Source organism: Sphaerochaeta globosa str. Buddy (assembly GCF_000190435.1).
Taxonomy (GTDB): domain Bacteria; phylum Spirochaetota; class Spirochaetia; order Sphaerochaetales; family Sphaerochaetaceae; genus Sphaerochaeta; species Sphaerochaeta globosa.
In genome coordinates, this window is record NC_015152.1 from 2,910,903 (window position 1) to 2,927,542 (window position 16,640).

Sequence of the window (16,640 nt, forward strand, 5' to 3'; positions counted from 1 at the left end):
ACATGACCTTCTCCTTTACCGAAAAAGGAACGGATATCCTGGGGCTCTCAGGCTCAACAGCCTACCGCCTTCTCTTTGATATTACCGAGCCGCTCGGTGGTACTGAGGTGTTGGCTACCTACAACCTTGATGTCACCGATACAGGAAAAGCGTTGCTCGATCAGTTTGGTATCCCCTCCTCCTTTGCCGCCATCCAGCTCAAGCAAACTGCAAACCACCGCTCGTATTATCTGGGAGGCAACTGGGCATACAGTAAACGGACATTGAATCTGTTTAGACTCAAAGGCTTGTACTCCTTACTAAAGACTGTTGCCACCGGGGAACGCGCTTTCACCTGGAAATTCTATTTCCCCATCCTCAATGCAATCTTTGCCGAGGCTGAAGAGCGGAAAACCGAAATTTTACCTCCTCTTTCTCGTGAGATTGCCACTATTGCGCAGAGCAGAATGGTCAGCCGAGCCACCAGTACCACCCTCGAACTGTACAGCCAAGGAGCGTGGAAGCCCTACTTTGTGTATGGCATGAACCTGGGCATAGCCATGCCGGGTCGGTGGTTCACCGAGTTCCCCCAGGACAAGAGCCTGTACTACCGATGGATGGAGCAGATGGGAGAGCTTGGGGTGAATACCGTACGCATCTATACCCTGCTGGACCCACAGTTCTACCAAGCCTTCGCACTGTACAACCGGATGCATCCCCAAAAGCCTCTGTTCCTCTTGCAGGAGGTATGGCCTGAAGAAGAGCCACCGGGACACGATTACCTACAGCCTGCCTACCAGAAGGCCTTTGAAGAGGAAATCATCAACGTCGTCGATGCCATTCACGGGAAAGCCAGTATAGCTGAACGCAAAGGAAGAGCCTTCGGGGAGTATACCACCGATGTCTCCGCCTATGTACTGGGATATCTGGTGGGGCGCGAGCTCGAACCGCAGGAAGTGGAAGAGACCAATCTTTTGCACGCCGGCTACCGCTACAGCGGCCAATACATCAGTACTACAAAGGATGCGACACCCACCGAGAGCTGGCTTGCCCAAAGCTGTGACTACCTGCTCGCCTACGAACAGGAAACCTACGGTTGGCAACACCCCGTCTCCATCGTCAACTGGCCCACCCTCGACTATCTTGTCCACGAATCAGAGCGTGATGAGGATGGCAAGAAGGTGCGAGAATACAACGACCGTACTACGGTGGACATCAACCACTTGGTGGTTGGGAGCCGCAACCAAGTCGGTCTCTTCGGCTCGTACCACATCTACCCCAACTATCCCGATTTCATGAACAACGAGCCCTCCTTTGAAGCGTATGAGGATGAGAATGGAAGGTTTCGCTACGGTGGGTACCTCAAGGCTTTTATGGAAGGACATCGACAGTACCCGGCTGTGGTTGCCGAGTTCGGTATTGCCACCGGCATGGGCAATGCCCATACAAGTCCCGATGGCTACAACCACGGAGGACTTACCGAAAAACAGCAGGCAGAGGGCATTATCCGCATGTTCGAGGCCATGCAGGCTGAGGGCTACAGCGGGGGCATCATCTTTGAATGGATGGATGAGTGGGCAAAGAAAACTTGGACCACCGAACCTTACATGGTTCCCTATGAGCGGCAGATTCTGTGGCACAATGCCGTCGACCCCGAACAGAACTACGGTATTCTTGCCTATGAGTCGGTCAAACCAAAACGAAGCGGGAATTCGCTTCTCGGGGAAGGTTTGGTCCAGCGCATGGAAGTACGTTCAGACGCCTCCTTCCTGTATATTGATATCACCTTGCAACGAGCATTGAACTTTGGAGCCGAGCAGGTAGTAGTCGGCATCGATACACTCTATCGCGACCGTGGAGAGCTCGCATATTCTGTCTTGCTCGACTATAAAGGGCCGTCCGGAATGGAGTATATAGTAGTGCTCGACTCCTTTGAGCATGCACGACTGCTCGCCTTACCGGAAGCGAACTATACCACCTACCAATTCAGTACGGCGCCTTCCTTGCAAGAAGAAGGCCACTTTGAGCCGATGAGCAAACTGATCAACAAACGGCGGATGTTGGAGGACGGAACAGTAATCGAGGCAAAGTATGAGGATTCGAGCCACCTCAGATTCGGCAGTCTTGAGGGCAATACCAATCACTGGGACATGCAGGGAAAGGAGCTTTCCATCCGCATCCCCTGGACACGCATCAATGTCAGCGATCCTTCTTCTTCCCAAGTACTCGACGACGAGAAGCTCTACTACAGCGATCCGCTTCGCGACCAACTTGCCACTACGGCAACCGATGGCATTGTGCTCAGCGTTGTGGTCTCTGATACAGGTAAACAAACCATCCTCGATGCACCGCAAGCACTACAGCTGACTCTTTCGGGATGGAACCAACCTATATACCAAGAACGACTGAAAGCAAGCTATGATTTGCTGAAGGCATATTTTGCCGAGGAGAGAGCACATGAATGACCTTACCAAACCCGTACAGGTTGCAGAAGACTTGTGGTGGGTCGGTTCAGAGGGAATCCATCAGAGTTTACAGTGCAATCCATTTCTCTACATCAAGGATGGACTGGGCATTCTCTTCGACCCGGGCTCAACCTTGGACGGCCACATTGTCCTGGAGAAAACCAAGAGTTTACTCCCGCTTTCCAATCTCAAAGCCATCGTATGCAGCCATCAGGACCCGGATTTGTGTTCGGCCATTCCCCTCTTTGAAGAAGCCGGCTTCAAAGGGGACATCTGCTGCCATGAGCGTACAGCGCTGTTGATTCAGTACTATGGGGTGAAAAGCCCTTTCTATATCGTAAACCACCATTTCTATTCCTATACCTTGGGTAAGAATGCCAGTATCGGTTTCATCTTCGCTCCCTACCTCCACTTCCCAGGTTCCATCATGAGCTATCTGCCGGACCAGCAGGTTCTTATCAGCGGCGACCTCTTCGGTTCGATCACCGCCGATTGGCACCTATATGCCGATGAGAACTATCTCGATGGCATGAAGGCATTCCACGAAGTCTACATGCCCAGCCATGAAATTCTTGCATCTGCCATGCAAAGCCTGGAAAGCTACCCCATTTCCCTCATCTGCCCCCAGCATGGTTCAATTATCAAAGAGAACATTGAGCTCTCTATCTCAACGCTCAAGGCCATGCCATGCGGCCTGTTTCTGCAACCCCGTCTCCAAACGCTTCCTGTTGATGGTGGCGTTCGCTCCCTGCTCGACCAAGTGGTTCTCCGCTTGATAACCATCCATGGGGAGCAAGAAGTTAAAAAGACATTTGAGAATTCTCCTTTCTCCCTTGCGATCAAAAAGCGGCAAATAGCAAAGACCACCATCGCCGAGGACCAGATGTGGGAGAGCTTTTTCTCGTTCATCGAGGAAAGGAGGGGGGTGAGCTACCTCTCTTCCATCTCTTCACTGGTGGAATTGCTCGGAAAACAATACGGCCTTACCATTCCTTTGGCTTTCTCCACCCTCATTGTCGATTCAGAGCGTAAGTTTAAGGAAAAGGAAGCCGAACTCAAGGCGTTGGAAGAACGTCTCAAGGACTTGGAAGAGAGCATGTACCGCGATCCAGTGACCAAGCTCTACAACAAGGAATTTCACCAAGCCTTCTTAGTAAAAGAACTGGCCTTGGGCTCTTCCGTAGTCTCCTTGGTGCTCAGTATCGACAACTTGGAACGAATCAATCTCGATTTCGGAAGCAGCGAAGGGGACCGCACCATGCGCATCCTTTCAGAACTTCTGATCCAGAGCGTTGAACCGAAGGTCCAGGTATGTCGTATCACCGGGGGAATGTTCGCTCTCTTATGTACTTCCCTGACCAAGGAAGAAGCCTTACAGCGGGCTGCAAAACTGCGAAATCTCATAGCAGAGGAGGACCGATTCATCGTCCCGATTACGGTGTCGATGGGAATTATCCACTCTGATGAAATTGACGAAGCCAGTCGTGAGGATGTGACGCTCATGGCAGCCTATATCAATCAAAACGCAGCGTTCCGACTCCGTCTTGCCAAAAAGAGTGGAGCCGGGGGAATTATTGACTGCTCTACAAGCGAAGTGGGGAGCCGCTCAGCCTATACCATTCTCCTGGTGGATGTTCCGGGTTTCTCCCGGGATTTGCTCAAACAAACCTTGGAAAAACAGCGCTACCGTGTGGTGGTTGCCGACAATGGACTGGAAGCGAAAAACAAGTTGCTCTTGGGTGGCATTGATCTGATTGTATGTGAATTGCTCATCCCCAAGCTCAGTGGCCTGACCCTTCGCAAGGAATTGCTCAGAGAACCTCTCACCGCAAAAATCCCCTTCATTCTCATGTCGGTTAACAAGCAGGAACAGACTGTCAGAAGAGCTTTCGACTTAGGCATCCAACACTTTTTCGCCCGCCCCTTGGCCTTGTATGAGTTGACTGGCCTCGTCAACCTCATTGCAGAAAAGGGGGCCTAAGGTGTCCAGCAACTTCGCCATCATCATGACCTTTGCCGTAGTGGCACTCAACCTTTTCGTTTTGGCCAGCCTTGTATGCCTGCGCTTGGTACGAGCGAGGAGAAAGCGCAAACTTGAGCATACAGAAGTTTTGTTTTTAGCCCAGCTTGAGGCAGAAACACCAGACTTCTCAACCTTTAGGGCCAGGACCCTGCTCCAGCTTTACAGCAGGCTGTGCGACAGTCTGCAGTTGGAAGCCTCAGTGCATGACAGCATTCTGAGCTTTCTTTGCACATCCCCCTTCGTCAAGAAACAGACCAAACGCCTGAAATCCCCTTTTTTCATCAGACGCATTGAGGCTGCAGTCCGTCTCAAGCCACTGCTCTGTCTTAGTGAATACCGAACACTGTTTTTACAGGTGCTATCTGCAGAAAAAAGCCAAGTCGTTACGCTGTACCTATTCCAAGCCCTCACCTGGGTACAGGAGAAGCGTGCCATCATTCCCATGCTCAGACGCCTAAGCAGGGCGACTCCGTGGATGGCAGGCCGCTACCGGGCCCTCTTGATCAGCTATGAATTCCAATTGTTGCCCTATCTGAAAAAGCGACTTTCCGTCGACCGCATGTACCTTGGGCTTCTCATCTGTGAATATGCCGCTCTATATCCCACCGATGTACTGAAGTCCTATCTGGTCCGTCACGCACAAAGTAAGAATATCCAAGTCCGTAAGAGTGCGTTGTTCGCTTTATGCCAACATTTTCCTGAGGAACTGCTCAAACCTGAGTTCTTGGAAAGTCCCTTTCCAAGCACAAAACTCTCTGTAATCCGCGCATATGCACGCATCGGGGATAAACGATACATCCCTGCCCTCTTGGCATACAGCAAGTACACTTCAATGCGCGACCAATTGGTGCAAAGTCTTTCCGAGATGGCCTATAAGGACCCTACGCTGCTCAATGACTTTTTGTTGCGGTTTGAGAAGGCCCGCAGTAAAAGCGAAGCAATCGTTTTAGCCAAAGTGCTGGATAACCGTCTGACCTACATCCTGAGTGCCTACCAAGGGGATTTGGATGCACAGCTCGTCAATCTGGTTACCAGGTTGGCTGAAGAGAAACATATCAGCGGTTTGGTGCAATTTCTCAATACCAATACCGATATCCACAAACAAGAGCAGTTGGTAGCACTGGTCAGGAAAATTGCCAAGCGCAACAAGCAGCTCAAGCTCTTGTTCTTCGCCTACCTGCATCCGTCTGTGTATCAAACACTGAACCTCTCCAAGCCGGAGGTAGTCAAACCTTCAGCACAAGCACATCAGGAGAAACCCCAACGACTGAATCTGATTCTCCTTTTGATTCTCACCCTTCTGATCTTCCCCTTGATCATCCTCCTCTCAGAAATTCCCAACCTCATCGACTTGAGTTTGGGAGAATTTCTTTCCCTGTATGTAGTCCGCTTCAATTACTTATTGGTCTACTATTCGGTTACGATCAATGTCATCTATCTTGCCATGCTGGCCATTTCGTATCGGGGGGCGGGAGTACAGAATCGACTCTGGAGGGCAAAGGATACACGCATGCTTTTCACCAAAGGGGTGCTTCCTTCGGTCTCGATCATAGCTCCGGCCTACAATGAGGCGGCCAATATTATTGAGAGCACCAATAGCCTGCTCAACCAGCAATACCCCGACTTTGAGCTGATTGTTGTCAACGACGGGTCCAAGGACGACACGCTTAAAAAGTTGATCATGTACTTCAACTTGGAAAAACGCGACCAGTTGGTCCCCAAGAGGCTGAAAACACGAGCGCTGAGGGGAATCTACAAGAACAAGAACATTCCCAACCTGATTGTGGTGGACAAGGTGAACGGGGGGAAGGCCGACTCGCTGAACCTGGGGCTGAATGTCGCTACCAAAGTATTCTTCTGCGGCATCGATGCCGATTCCTTGCTGGAACCCGATGCCCTGCTCAGGGCGGTCTCGGTGATGCTCGACCACAGTACCGAGAGTATTGCCAGCGGCGGCAATATTTGCCCGGTAAACGGCTGTGATGTCGAATTGGGCAATTTGGACTCGATCGGCTTGCCGTCGAAGTTCCTTCCCCGGCTTCAGAGTCTTGAATATATCCGTTCCTTCATGACCGGCCGCGTAGGTTGGGCGCGCTTGAATATGCTGCTGATCATCAGCGGAGCCTTCGGCATATTCCATCGTGACCGTGCAATTGCCACCGGCGGTTACCTTACCAAGAGCGGCAAGTATCACAAGGACACAGTGGGTGAGGATATGGAGTTGGTGGTCAGGCTTTCACGCTACATGCGTGAACGCAAGCTTCCCTATCGGGTGCAGTATGCAAGCAATGCCAACTGCTGGACCGAGGTCCCCGAGAAGTGGAAAGTCCTGCATCGCCAGCGGGACCGCTGGCATCGCGGGCTCATCGATATCCTGCTCTTCCACAGCACCATGATAGCCAATCCCCGCTACGGACGGCTTGGTATGGCGGGCATGCTCTACTACTTCATCTTTGAGCTGCTCGGACCGTTTGTGGAAGCACAAGGGTTGTTGTTTGTGTTCATCGGAGCCCTCATGGGTCTGATAAACCTTCCCATCGCCCTTGCCTTGTTCACCTCTACCATTCTCTTGGGGATTCTTGTCTCACTCTCCGCTCTGCTTATCAGCGAGTTCGACCGTCCGCTCTACTCAAAGCGGGATATGTTGCGTTTGGTGTGGATGGCAATCATCGAGAATTTCGGAGTACGCCAAGTGATCAGCTTGTGGCGGGTGAGCGCCTATTTCAGCGCCATGCGTAAGAACCGCGGATGGGGGGCACAGGTGAGGACGGGCTTCAAGGCCGGTGGGGCACAAACGAAAACGAAGTAATAACCATGTCGGCGGGCCTTACCGGTATTGTTCCCTGATAGAGCCAGAAGTTGATGCGGAACCGAACCTTCCCCTCGGTGGGGCTTGGGCGATGGTGCCACTGCTTGATCAGCATGGTACTACTCTCCATTTGGTCGGGGTCGACAGAGCCGTGGTAGGACGAAAAGGTTACCCCATCAGCTGTCCAGACAATGCGATGGGTCGTTACATTGCCGTTCAAAGCCGGCTTGAAGACGAAAATGCGTGAGGGATCGGCATAGGGCTGGACCACATATTGAAACAAAGTCCCACTTGGTTGTCCCCATGCTGCAAACTCAATGTCTATTTCCCGGTTGTACTCTTGTGGTGCGGTATCCCAGGTAAAGAAACCTGCCACCACGTTTGGGTCGTACTGCTGGATGTCAGTCTCAACAGTGAATGTATAGGTACCGTACCCGACCCGCTCACGGGTGAATATCTCAGTAGCCCACCACGTTCCCTGCTGCTCTTGTATGGTCAGATGCAAGCCCCAGTCGTCGACCCAGACTGCATCCTCGGTTCCCCGAAAGTAGTTCGGTCCGGGGGCTGTAGGGGTAAGACTGGACTTCATTCTCCAGTGCAGGTTGCCGAATTCCAGTTCCCTCGGACCGGTCTTCACTAGAGGAACGTCTTGTGCGTACAGGGTGCAGGAAAGCAAACTTACCAACGCCAATAGAACCCATAAAGCTTTCATACCTACCTCCCGGTCAAGACAAGCACCTTCTGCACAAAGACATCGGTACTGTAGTTCTCCACATTCATTGCCCCGATTTCCCATACATTGAGGTTTTTTGTCAACACTGCCTGGGGGATGCTGGTCCTGATCGCCTGGTACCCCGAGGCGCGGGCTTCATCGATGATACTGCGTTCCCCTGCCCCGTTTCCGAACGGCAGAGCCAAAACGGTGACACCCTCGGCTGTCTGTTCCTCGATAAGGCGCTTGGAGGTATCCGCCTCATGACGGATTTCCTCAACGCTGAGTTGCCCCATCATCCGATGGGTGAGCGAGTGTGATTCAAAGTAGAATAGTTTTCTGCCTGAGAGCGTTCGGTAATCACTCATCTGCCGCACTTGCTCCCAGCTCATGTAGCCCACTTCTCCGATGAAGTTGGGAACCAGGAAAATGGTAGCCTCAAGTTCATACTGACGAAAGAGCGGATAGACGATGGCATACAGGGAAAGGTCTCCGTCATCAAAGGTAATGATCACCTGGTCGGTGGTCGCTTTGGAGCCCTTGGCCAATACATCCCTGAAATTGGTGATGGTGAAATTCCGTTTGAGAAAAGCCAGGTCGTGCTCAAAATTATAGAGATCGCGATTGTAGACATTCCCCGTCCTGCCGAACACGATATTGTGGTAGAGCACTACCAAGAGCTTGGGATCCTTTCTTTGGGGAACCTGAACGGTACTATCCAAGCCCGGCAGCGTCTGTACGGGAAGCAGGCCCTGCTCATGGGTACTCCAATATCGTACTGCAGGGGCTTCTGTTCTACTGAGCGGCGCACTTTGCTGTTCGGGGACCACCTCCGCCGATACAGCGAGCATAAGGGTGAGCAAAATTAGGGTAAGCAGGTATTTTTTCATAGGGCGAAGACCCGCAATCCGGTGAAAAAGACAAACTGGATACCAACGATCAAGGTGGGAACCTTGTTCGTTGTGGTAAGCTTATGCTGTGCAAACAATAAGGCAAAGACAAAAGCAATACAGAACCAAGCGATATAATTCTGCAAGGGTATATCTCCTTCAGCCCACGTCCAGTAGTCGAAAGCGATGGCTACAGGCTCCATCACATAGTCAAATACCACAGTAAAAATTGCTGTAGCAAAGGCTGCGAGCAAGGGCTTTTCAAGCACCCTAACGGCAACCTGAGCAATGCCCATAATGATAATGGTCCAGTTGATGCCAATCAAGAGCGGCACACCCAACAGCTTCAGTCCCAGTGTTTGACCATACGTATAGGCCCCGAAAACCAAGGAAGTAGCCACTCCCACGATTTCCAAACATAGGGTGACCAACAAGGTAACGACCGCCCAGATAAGCAAGTTCCGGTTGCGAGCCTTGATCTCAAAGGCAAACCCAAGAATCGAGGTTGCTGCAATGGTGTAGGGAGTGAAGAGGAGCATCAAAGGCAAGGTTGCCTCAATGCTGTGCAGAAGAATTCCGATACAGTAGAACGGAACTAGCAGGAGGAAGATCAACCTTTCTGGTTTGCTACTATTCTGCATGGTAGGGCGACTCCTATGCTGTGGGCTATTCCCTTTCTCAGGATTCTCGCCTTCGGCGGCTTTACCTTCTTCTCAAACACGATGAAAGGATCCTTGGCTATCTGATGTGCAGTCCAGCAGTACATGTCCGCTGCGGTCATAATGGGTATGCGATAACGCCTTGGGATGAAGCGATAGCCCTTCTGCGCTTCTTTCTGCCAATGTTGGTAGCGCTTGATCTCATCTCTGATGAATGTTTTGAATTGCTCAGGATGCTGCTGAACGTACTCTGAGTCCAAGGAGGTGAGGCCGCTTCCTCCAAGAGGGAGATAGCGCCTTCCAATCTCCAGGTCTTCCTTTATATCGCGGATGAAGTTGATGTACTGCATCGCCCGACCAAGCATCACCGCATAACCGAAAGCCTCTTCACTGAGATCCATGATCCTTGCCATATACAGGCCGATGACTTCGGCCGAGCCATAGATGTAGGTCAATACTTCATCGAGGCTTTCACACGTACGAGCAGACAGATCGTGTTCCATGGAGTCCAGGAACGCTTCGGTCCAGGCAGGATCGAAATGTTTGCGGTTTTGCAGCTCCAAAAAAGCATCGATGATTACATCGCCGCTTGCCTTCCCTGATGTTAATGCCTCGGTATAGGTTTTCCGAAAAGCATGAAAAGCATCAGGGTCGACCGGTTGGTCGTCCACCAGGTTGTCAGCCACCCTGACAAACCCATACAAAGCATAGACATCCCTGCGAACTACAGGAGGAAAGAAACGGGAACTGAAGTAATACGTCTTGCTCCCGTTTCTGAAAATGTGTTCATGTTTCTCAGCGACCATAGGTTTCTTGGATTTCCTTAGCAATCAATTCACTTGCAATGAGCACCATCGGTACTCCTACGCCCGGATGGGTATATTGGCCTGTGTAGTACAGATTCGATAATCGCTTGGCTTGGTGTCTGGGACGGAACACTGCTGTTTGCAAAAGCGTGTGGCTCAGCCCCAACGCCGTGCCTTTGTAGGCATGGTAATCCTGGATGAAATCCCGATGCGTATACAGCCGTTTGACCAAGACATCCTGACTCAGATCCTCGCCGGTGACGCGCTTCACATGTTCGACCATCAAGGAGAAATATGCTTCCCTTTGTTCGTCGGTATCGGCAAGTCCGGGGGCTACCGGAACGAGCAGGAAGACGTTCTCACACCCTTGGGGTGCAGAACTTTGATCGGTTTTGGTGATGCAGCTGAGGTAAAAGCAGGGATCTTCCTGCGGCCATGCGGGGTTCTTGAAAATATCATCGAAATGTTCGTTCCAATCCTTGGCGAAGTAGAGGTTGTGATGCTCAAGACCCTTCAGCTCACGACCGATGCCCAGGTACGCAATGAACATGGAAGGAGCGACAACCCTCTTTTCCCAATAGGAGTCGGAATACGTCCGTTCCTCCTTCTTGACCAAAGCTGTTTCGGTATGGTGATAGTCGGCGGAACTGACGATCACATCGGCTGTAAAATACCCTTTGGTTGTCTGTACGCCGACGGCCTTGCCGTCCTTGGTCACTATGTTCTTCACCTCTGTATCGGTGAGCAAAGAAACACCCAGTTCCCTACAAAGGTTGGCAAAACCCTCGGCCGCCCCTGCCATGCCTTTCTCAGGGAAGAATACACCCGGCTTAAGGTCTACATGACTCATGATCGAGTAAATGGCAGGTGCCTGGGCGGGATTGGTACCTAAGAATACCATGGCATACTCAAGAATCTGCTTGGCCCTGCGGTCCTGCACATAGTGCGAGACAAACGTGTCGAGTTTTCCCAACACTCCGAGCTTGAGGCCTTCAGTCATCAGGCGTCGGTTGAAAAACTGTCCGATATGCTTGTAGTCACGATAGAGGAAATCCTCCATGGCAACATCATATTTGTATGTCGATTGCTCCATGTAGGCTTTCAGGGCCTGACCGCCACCCTTTTCAAAGGATTCGAAAATGGCAATGTCCTTTTCAAAATCCGGGGTAAGCGCTACCGTTCCCTCTTCCCCAAAGAACACCTTATAGTAGGGGTCCAACGGCTTGAGTTTGTAGTACGACTCCCGTTTCTTTCCAAAGAGGGAGAAGTAGCGTTCGAATACTTCGGGCATGAGGTACCAGGACGGCCCCATATCGAAGGTAAAGCCATCCTTATGCCAGTACCGGGCACGTCCGCCGAGCTCTGCGTTCTTTTCAACCACGGTTACCGTATATCCATCTCGTGCAAGCAATGCAGCTGCGCTGAGGCCTCCAAAGCCTCCACCGATGACTAAAGCTTGTTTTCCCATAGGCAAATCCTAGGGTGTTTATTGCGTAAAATCAAGGAAATAATGCTCATCCATCCTTAAAAAGAAGGCTTCCGAATAAGAGAATGCAAAAGCTTTTCCCATCCTTTCTCCTTTTCCAAATGCGCTGGTTTGGATATGCTGAGGACAAGGAGAATCAGAAATGATCATTGACAAACTCAGCGACTTGCGTCGCTATGTGCCGGCTCTTCCAGACTTGGAGAAAGTCTGCTCAATAGTGGAAAGCGGAGTACTGAAAAACCAGAGCTTTGGAAGCTATAAGACTGAAAATCCGAAGGTTCGCTACAACCTCTTCACCTACCATACAGAAAAGATAGAAAGTGATGTCTATGAAATCCATCGCAAGGAAGTAGATGTACAGATTCTCCTTTCAGGTTTTGAGCGGATGGATATCGCTTCCAAGGATGGACTACAAACTGTCCGAGAGTACGACAGTGACAAGGATGCCTTGTTTTCCAAGGGTAAGAAGGCTGTCAGCTACCATGCTGATACCTCAACGTTTGCCCTGTTTTTCCCCGGTGAGCCCCATGCCCCCAATTTGGTGGATGGTGCTGCAACTGAAGTAGTGAAGGTGGTATTCAAGATTCTGGTATCCTGAACAGACAAAGGTCGTGTATCATAAGGCATGCGTACAAACCTTGCGACCGATGCACTGCCTTCCTTGCTTGCAAAACTGGCCATCCCTTCGCTGGTTGCCTTGTTTGCAAGCTCGCTGTACAGCATTACCGATAGCATCTTCTTGGGAAAAGCGGTAGGAGAGCTCGCCCTGGCAGGCCTGGGGTATGCCTCTCCCATCCAATTGTTTCTTGTTGCCTTCGCCCAGATGTTCGGGGCAGGCAGCGCGTCTGTGATCAGCCGGGCTTTGGGGAAACAGGACGAAAAACGAGCAGGAGCGGCTTTCAGCACTGCTCTTACGGCCCTGGTTTTGACCGTATGCAGCCTTGCACTCCTCTTTTTCCTACTTCCCTCATTGCTTTTGAAAGGTGATAATCCCGCCATCCAGGGACAAGCCCTTGCCTATCTGAAAATACTGCTTCCTTTCACCCCGCTTTTTTGTGCTTCCACGTTCCTGTCCGCCATCCTGCGTTCAGAAGGAAAGGCTGATAAAGCGCTGCTTCTTTTATTGCTGGGAAATGGCTTGAATATCGCCCTCGATGCCCTTTTCATCCTGAAGTTCGGCTGGGGTATCAAGGGCGCGGCCCTTGCTACGGCCCTCGGTCACACCGGGGCGTGCGCGTATGCCCTATCGCTCATACTGAACAAGAAGTTGCTGCTTAAGCCAAACAAGCCCGATTTCCAGTTGCTTAAGCAGATTGTTCCCCTGGGACTTCCCTCACTGGTCAGGCAGTTGGGCACTACCTTGGTCATTGCCACAGTCAATACTCTTTTGATACAAACAGCAGGACAAGCTGCCCTAGCTTCCTATACCATCATCAACCAACTGACCATGCTCGCCTACCTGCCGCTTTCCGCCTTGGTGATGGGCTTCTCACCGATCGCAGGCTTTGCCTACGGGGCTAGCAACAAGAAGCGCTTAAGAGCCCTGATCAAACTCTCGCTTCTTTTGCAGATAGGTATTGGTTTGTTGCTGCTTGCGGTATTCCAGCTCTTTTCTGAGTCATTGGTGGGGCTCTTCAGCAGTGACAAAGCACTTGTTGCTTCAACACTGCCATGGGTTCGCATTGTCCTTGCAACCATTCCCTTCATCGGCATCCAAAGCTTGGGAGCGGCCTACTTTCAGAGTATCGGCAAGAGCATACAATCACTGCTGCTGTGGACGGGCAGGCAGTTTCTCTTCCTGTTGCCACTTGTATTGGCCTTCTCCCATCTCTTTGGCTCAAAGGGCTTGTGGTTCTCCTTCCCCCTCTCGGACATGCTGGCGGTAGGCTTGACCATTGGCTTGCTCATCCAAGAGAAGAAACGTGAATTTTCCCTCTCTGATGCTCGGTGAGTTCAAGAAGAATTCTTTCACCTTCTTGCACCATGACTATCAGGGTTGTACGCTACTAGCAAAAGGCAGGTTGTACATGAAGTATTGGCGCGTTCGTTCACGTAGGTTTCTTTTGGTCTGCATGCTCGTGGTGGTGTTGGTTCTTTCAGGATGCAGCACGCTTAATCGTCAAAGCGGTCATTTGTTCCAGGTTTCATTACTTAATGCCTTGCTGCTTGGCGAGTACGATGGCTTTTTGCCTGTTGAGGACTTGAAGAGGTATGGAGACATCGGCATCGGCACCTTCGATACCCTCGACGGGGAGATGATCCTGCTCGATGGGACGGTCTATCAAGCCAAGGCAGACGGTACTGTACTGCCTGTGGGGGACTCAATAATGATTCCCTTTGCCATGGCCACCCATTTCTCGCCTACACTCGGGGCGAAATCACTGTCCTCTATTTCTGGAATCGAAGCCTTGAAAACAAGCTTGGACCGGATGATCAGCAGTACAACCAATGACTTCAACCGCTTCTATGTCGTGAAACTGGAAGGTTCGTTCAGCCATGTACGGATACGCAGCGTTCCTGCCCAGGAAAAGCCCTACCAGAGGCTTGCAACGATTGCCGCTTCCCAGAAGGAATACGTCTTACAGCAAGTCGACGGCAGTATCGTTGCGTTCCGCTGTCCGGATTATGTACAGGGGATCAACATGCCGGGTTGGCATCTCCATTTCCTCTCTTCCGATACCCTCAAGGGCGGCCATCTTTTGGAAGTCGATGTTCAAGAAGCTGAGTTGGAAATGGGGGATATGAAGGAGTACACGCTTGTGCTTCCTGATAGTGAAAGTTTTGCAGCCATGGATATAGCTCATGACCTGAGCAAGGAGACCCAAGCCGTTGAAGGAATACGCAAGTAGAACATCAAACTGGTTGTTGGATGGGGAATAGCAGGACTTGTCAGCTCTCGCTGTCGCATAGGGAATCCGACCCATTCGAGTCGGATTCCTGAATCTGCAAATCTTTCAGATGTCACGTATTCATGCATGACGCTCGGTTAGTTCAATGACGATTCCTTCCACAGTTGAGAGATACAGAATCTTGTTCCCCTTGTTGGGACCGGATGAGACAGTAATCAGGCTGCCTAGCTCTTTCAAGCCAAAGGTAGCTGCAGCGCGGCGGATCTTCTCGATATCCTCGATATTGATCGAAAGATGCCAATGACCGATATCCACAACCTTTGGTTGATAGCGAGCAGTACCTGAAGTCTGCGCATAGCACAAGATTTCCAAGGTAAACCCGCCCCCACTGATATATGCAATTTCAACAGTCGCATCGGAATGGCCCGTCACCTGGGATTGCACGCCGATATCCCTAGGGCCGCGATCAAGTACGGTATAGTCGAATAACTCAGTCATGATGACAAGGAACCTATCCAGATCCTCCACCACCAAACCTACATGATTGGTGCTTAGAACACGGCATTCACTCATATGTTCTTACCCTCCCTGTACATCCTTTCTAGCTCAGAGCCTGCAAGGTCGAGCATATCGAGGGTGATAACCTCACCTTTTTGTACATCCTTCGTCAATTTCTTGCCTGCAATGAGGTAGTAAGGGGCTGCATCAATCGGGGCTTCCTGTGCACTAAGCAGCTCTACATACACGTCATCGAGTAGGCGGTGATGGCCTCGTAAGTCCATCCGCTCGCCTTGCTTGAAGTCACGTTCTGCGGTTGCGAGCATAATGGACTGATGGGTACATGCGTCGTAGGTGGAAAGACCGAGGCGGAAGGCATTCACCACCGACAACGGAGCTTCCACTCCCATGAAGTGATACGGCAGGTACATGCAGGCATATTTGCCATTTTGACTGACGATGTGGCCCTTGGCCTTGAGCAAGCCCCATACCTTCTCATCGTGGCAGCGCACTATGACAAAGACACCGCCGGCAAAGCTTGCCTCATCGGGTCGGCGCAGGTTGTTGAACACATCCACCACCCCTGTTTTGGTAAGCACACCCCCATCTTCGATCGGGATGTAAATATCGGCAAGTTCTTCCACCCGGCACACTGGGTAGTGAAAACGGTCACAGGAGGGCCGTAAGGCCGTCGCATTGCTGACTACGTTCATCTCACAGTAATCGGGAACGGCGAACTGTGGGAAGTCAGAGAGAATTCTGCTGCGCTCCTTAAGTGTTTGCATACTCTCCAGGTGCCAACAGGTTGCCAATTCAGGCAAGTCTGCCTTCTGGCCTTGAAATTCAAAGCTTCCGCTTTCGAGGTCATAAACAAAATCGTATTCGCTGGACTTGCCGCAGGCAATGATTTCCAGGCCCAATGTTTTCACCCAACTCAACAGCTGGATAAGGTTGGCAGGCTGGTCCCCCGCTGCAATGGCATATACGCACTTGTGGTGTTTTGCAAGGTTGTACAGGTAGGGACCTGAGACACAATCGGCTTCCTTGGAGACCATACAGACATGAATACCTTGTTTCAGGCACGCTTGAGCCATCACCGAGCTCACCTCAGGAGAGCCGGTAGCCTCAACCAACACATCGATCTTGCAGAATGGCAGAAGTGTTCCATCCTCCAGGATGATGATGGGATCGTCGGTCTTCAGAGCCTGTTCGATATCGCGCTGGTTCCTGCAGGGATGAAAGCGCGAGCTGTCATACTTCAGTGACTCCAGCAGCTTTCTCGATACATCCATATCCAGGTCGCAGATGACCCGCAGCGAAAGGGAGTCCTGCATCCTGGGGACCTGTGCCAGAAATGAATAGCCGAAACCGCCATTAGCTCCGATGATGCCAACTTGAGCGACTTTTGCATTATCTTTGAATAAGGTTGAATAGTTCATCAGCATTGTTTCCTCTTGGTAGTTT

13 protein-coding genes are annotated in these 16,640 nt (G+C 51.2%); 6 read left to right on the top strand and 7 right to left on the bottom strand.

The window, feature by feature from the left end:
• The first annotated feature begins 2 nt into the window (after nucleotides 1–2).
• Genes SPIBUDDY_RS13560 through SPIBUDDY_RS13570 form a run of 3 tightly spaced genes read left to right on the top strand, consistent with a single transcriptional unit; the run spans nucleotide 3 to nucleotide 7,276 of the window.
• Nucleotides 3–2,444 (top strand): hypothetical protein, encoded by a 2,442-nt coding sequence (locus SPIBUDDY_RS13560; RefSeq protein WP_041380820.1) that lies wholly within the window; start codon nucleotides 3–5, stop codon nucleotides 2,442–2,444.
• Nucleotides 2,437–4,425, top strand: coding sequence for an oxygen-binding di-iron domain-containing protein (locus SPIBUDDY_RS15895; protein WP_013608337.1), 1,989 nt, complete (start codon nucleotides 2,437–2,439; stop codon nucleotides 4,423–4,425). Before SPIBUDDY_RS13560 ends, SPIBUDDY_RS15895 begins: the two co-directional genes overlap by 8 nt.
• Before the next feature lies 1 nt (nucleotide 4,426).
• Nucleotides 4,427–7,276 (top strand): glycosyltransferase, encoded by a 2,850-nt coding sequence (locus tag SPIBUDDY_RS13570; protein WP_013608338.1) that lies wholly within the window; start codon nucleotides 4,427–4,429, stop codon nucleotides 7,274–7,276.
• On the opposite strand, the gene SPIBUDDY_RS13575 is transcribed toward SPIBUDDY_RS13570, so the two are convergent.
• From SPIBUDDY_RS13575 to SPIBUDDY_RS13595, 5 genes are read right to left on the bottom strand one after another with little or no spacing between them, the layout of a single operon-like run.
• Nucleotides 7,242–7,988, bottom strand: a complete 747-nt coding sequence (locus SPIBUDDY_RS13575; RefSeq protein WP_013608339.1) for a LamG domain-containing protein — start codon at nucleotides 7,986–7,988, stop codon at nucleotides 7,242–7,244. The two genes, SPIBUDDY_RS13570 and SPIBUDDY_RS13575, sit on opposite strands and share 35 nt — an antisense overlap.
• Before the next feature lie 2 nt (nucleotides 7,989–7,990).
• Entirely contained in the window at nucleotides 7,991–8,878 is an 888-nt protein-coding gene (locus SPIBUDDY_RS13580) for a polysaccharide deacetylase family protein (protein ID WP_013608340.1), read from the bottom strand.
• Complete coding sequence (locus SPIBUDDY_RS13585; RefSeq protein WP_013608341.1) at nucleotides 8,875–9,519, bottom strand: carotenoid biosynthesis protein; 645 nt, start codon at nucleotides 9,517–9,519, stop codon at nucleotides 8,875–8,877. Before SPIBUDDY_RS13585 ends, SPIBUDDY_RS13580 begins: the two co-directional genes overlap by 4 nt.
• Nucleotides 9,489–10,343: a phytoene/squalene synthase family protein gene (locus SPIBUDDY_RS13590; protein ID WP_013608342.1), complete on the bottom strand. Its 855-nt coding sequence runs from the start codon at nucleotides 10,341–10,343 to the stop codon at nucleotides 9,489–9,491. Before SPIBUDDY_RS13590 ends, SPIBUDDY_RS13585 begins: the two co-directional genes overlap by 31 nt.
• Complete coding sequence (locus tag SPIBUDDY_RS13595) at nucleotides 10,333–11,811, bottom strand: phytoene desaturase family protein (protein ID WP_013608343.1); 1,479 nt, start codon at nucleotides 11,809–11,811, stop codon at nucleotides 10,333–10,335. The genes SPIBUDDY_RS13590 and SPIBUDDY_RS13595 overlap by 11 nt, the downstream gene beginning before the upstream one ends.
• Nucleotides 11,812–11,971: 160 nt before the next feature.
• Here SPIBUDDY_RS13595 and SPIBUDDY_RS13600 point away from each other — a divergent pair, with 160 nt between their 5' ends.
• From SPIBUDDY_RS13600 to budA, 3 genes are read left to right on the top strand one after another with little or no spacing between them, the layout of a single operon-like run.
• Entirely contained in the window at nucleotides 11,972–12,427 is a 456-nt protein-coding gene (locus SPIBUDDY_RS13600; protein WP_013608344.1) for a NanQ anomerase/TabA/YiaL family protein, read from the top strand.
• A gap of 27 nt (nucleotides 12,428–12,454) precedes the next feature.
• A complete protein-coding gene (locus SPIBUDDY_RS13605) occupies nucleotides 12,455–13,780 on the top strand; it encodes an MATE family efflux transporter (protein WP_013608345.1) in 1,326 nt (441 codons plus the stop codon).
• A complete protein-coding gene (gene budA, locus SPIBUDDY_RS13610) occupies nucleotides 13,752–14,678 on the top strand; it encodes an acetolactate decarboxylase (protein WP_245523781.1) in 927 nt (308 codons plus the stop codon). Before SPIBUDDY_RS13605 ends, budA begins: the two co-directional genes overlap by 29 nt.
• A 120-nt stretch (nucleotides 14,679–14,798) precedes the next feature.
• Here the strand turns inward: budA and SPIBUDDY_RS15900 are convergent, their stop codons facing one another.
• A complete protein-coding gene (locus tag SPIBUDDY_RS15900) occupies nucleotides 14,799–15,251 on the bottom strand; it encodes a VOC family protein (protein WP_013608347.1) in 453 nt (150 codons plus the stop codon).
• Nucleotides 15,248–16,615 carry a hypothetical protein gene (locus tag SPIBUDDY_RS13620; RefSeq protein ID WP_041381389.1) on the bottom strand — a complete coding sequence of 456 codons (1,368 nt, stop codon included), beginning with the start codon at nucleotides 16,613–16,615 and terminating at the stop codon, nucleotides 15,248–15,250. Before SPIBUDDY_RS13620 ends, SPIBUDDY_RS15900 begins: the two co-directional genes overlap by 4 nt.
• Nucleotides 16,616–16,640 lie beyond the last annotated feature (25 nt).

Coding starts and splice junctions, on each gene's coding strand:
- SPIBUDDY_RS13560 (WP_041380820.1), top strand. CDS start 3: ATGACCTTCTCCTTTACCGAAAAAGGAACGGATATCCTGGGGCTCTCA.
- SPIBUDDY_RS15895 (WP_013608337.1), top strand. CDS start 2,437: ATGAATGACCTTACCAAACCCGTACAGGTTGCAGAAGACTTGTGGTGG.
- SPIBUDDY_RS13575 (WP_013608339.1), bottom strand. CDS start 7,988: ATGAAAGCTTTATGGGTTCTATTGGCGTTGGTAAGTTTGCTTTCCTGC.
- SPIBUDDY_RS13580 (WP_013608340.1), bottom strand. CDS start 8,878: ATGAAAAAATACCTGCTTACCCTAATTTTGCTCACCCTTATGCTCGCT.
- SPIBUDDY_RS13585 (WP_013608341.1), bottom strand. CDS start 9,519: ATGCAGAATAGTAGCAAACCAGAAAGGTTGATCTTCCTCCTGCTAGTT.
- SPIBUDDY_RS13590 (WP_013608342.1), bottom strand. CDS start 10,343: ATGGTCGCTGAGAAACATGAACACATTTTCAGAAACGGGAGCAAGACG.
- SPIBUDDY_RS13595 (WP_013608343.1), bottom strand. CDS start 11,811: ATGGGAAAACAAGCTTTAGTCATCGGTGGAGGCTTTGGAGGCCTCAGC.
- SPIBUDDY_RS13600 (WP_013608344.1), top strand. CDS start 11,972: ATGATCATTGACAAACTCAGCGACTTGCGTCGCTATGTGCCGGCTCTT.
- SPIBUDDY_RS13605 (WP_013608345.1), top strand. CDS start 12,455: ATGCGTACAAACCTTGCGACCGATGCACTGCCTTCCTTGCTTGCAAAA.
- SPIBUDDY_RS15900 (WP_013608347.1), bottom strand. CDS start 15,251: ATGAGTGAATGCCGTGTTCTAAGCACCAATCATGTAGGTTTGGTGGTG.
- SPIBUDDY_RS13620 (WP_041381389.1), bottom strand. CDS start 16,615: ATGAACTATTCAACCTTATTCAAAGATAATGCAAAAGTCGCTCAAGTT.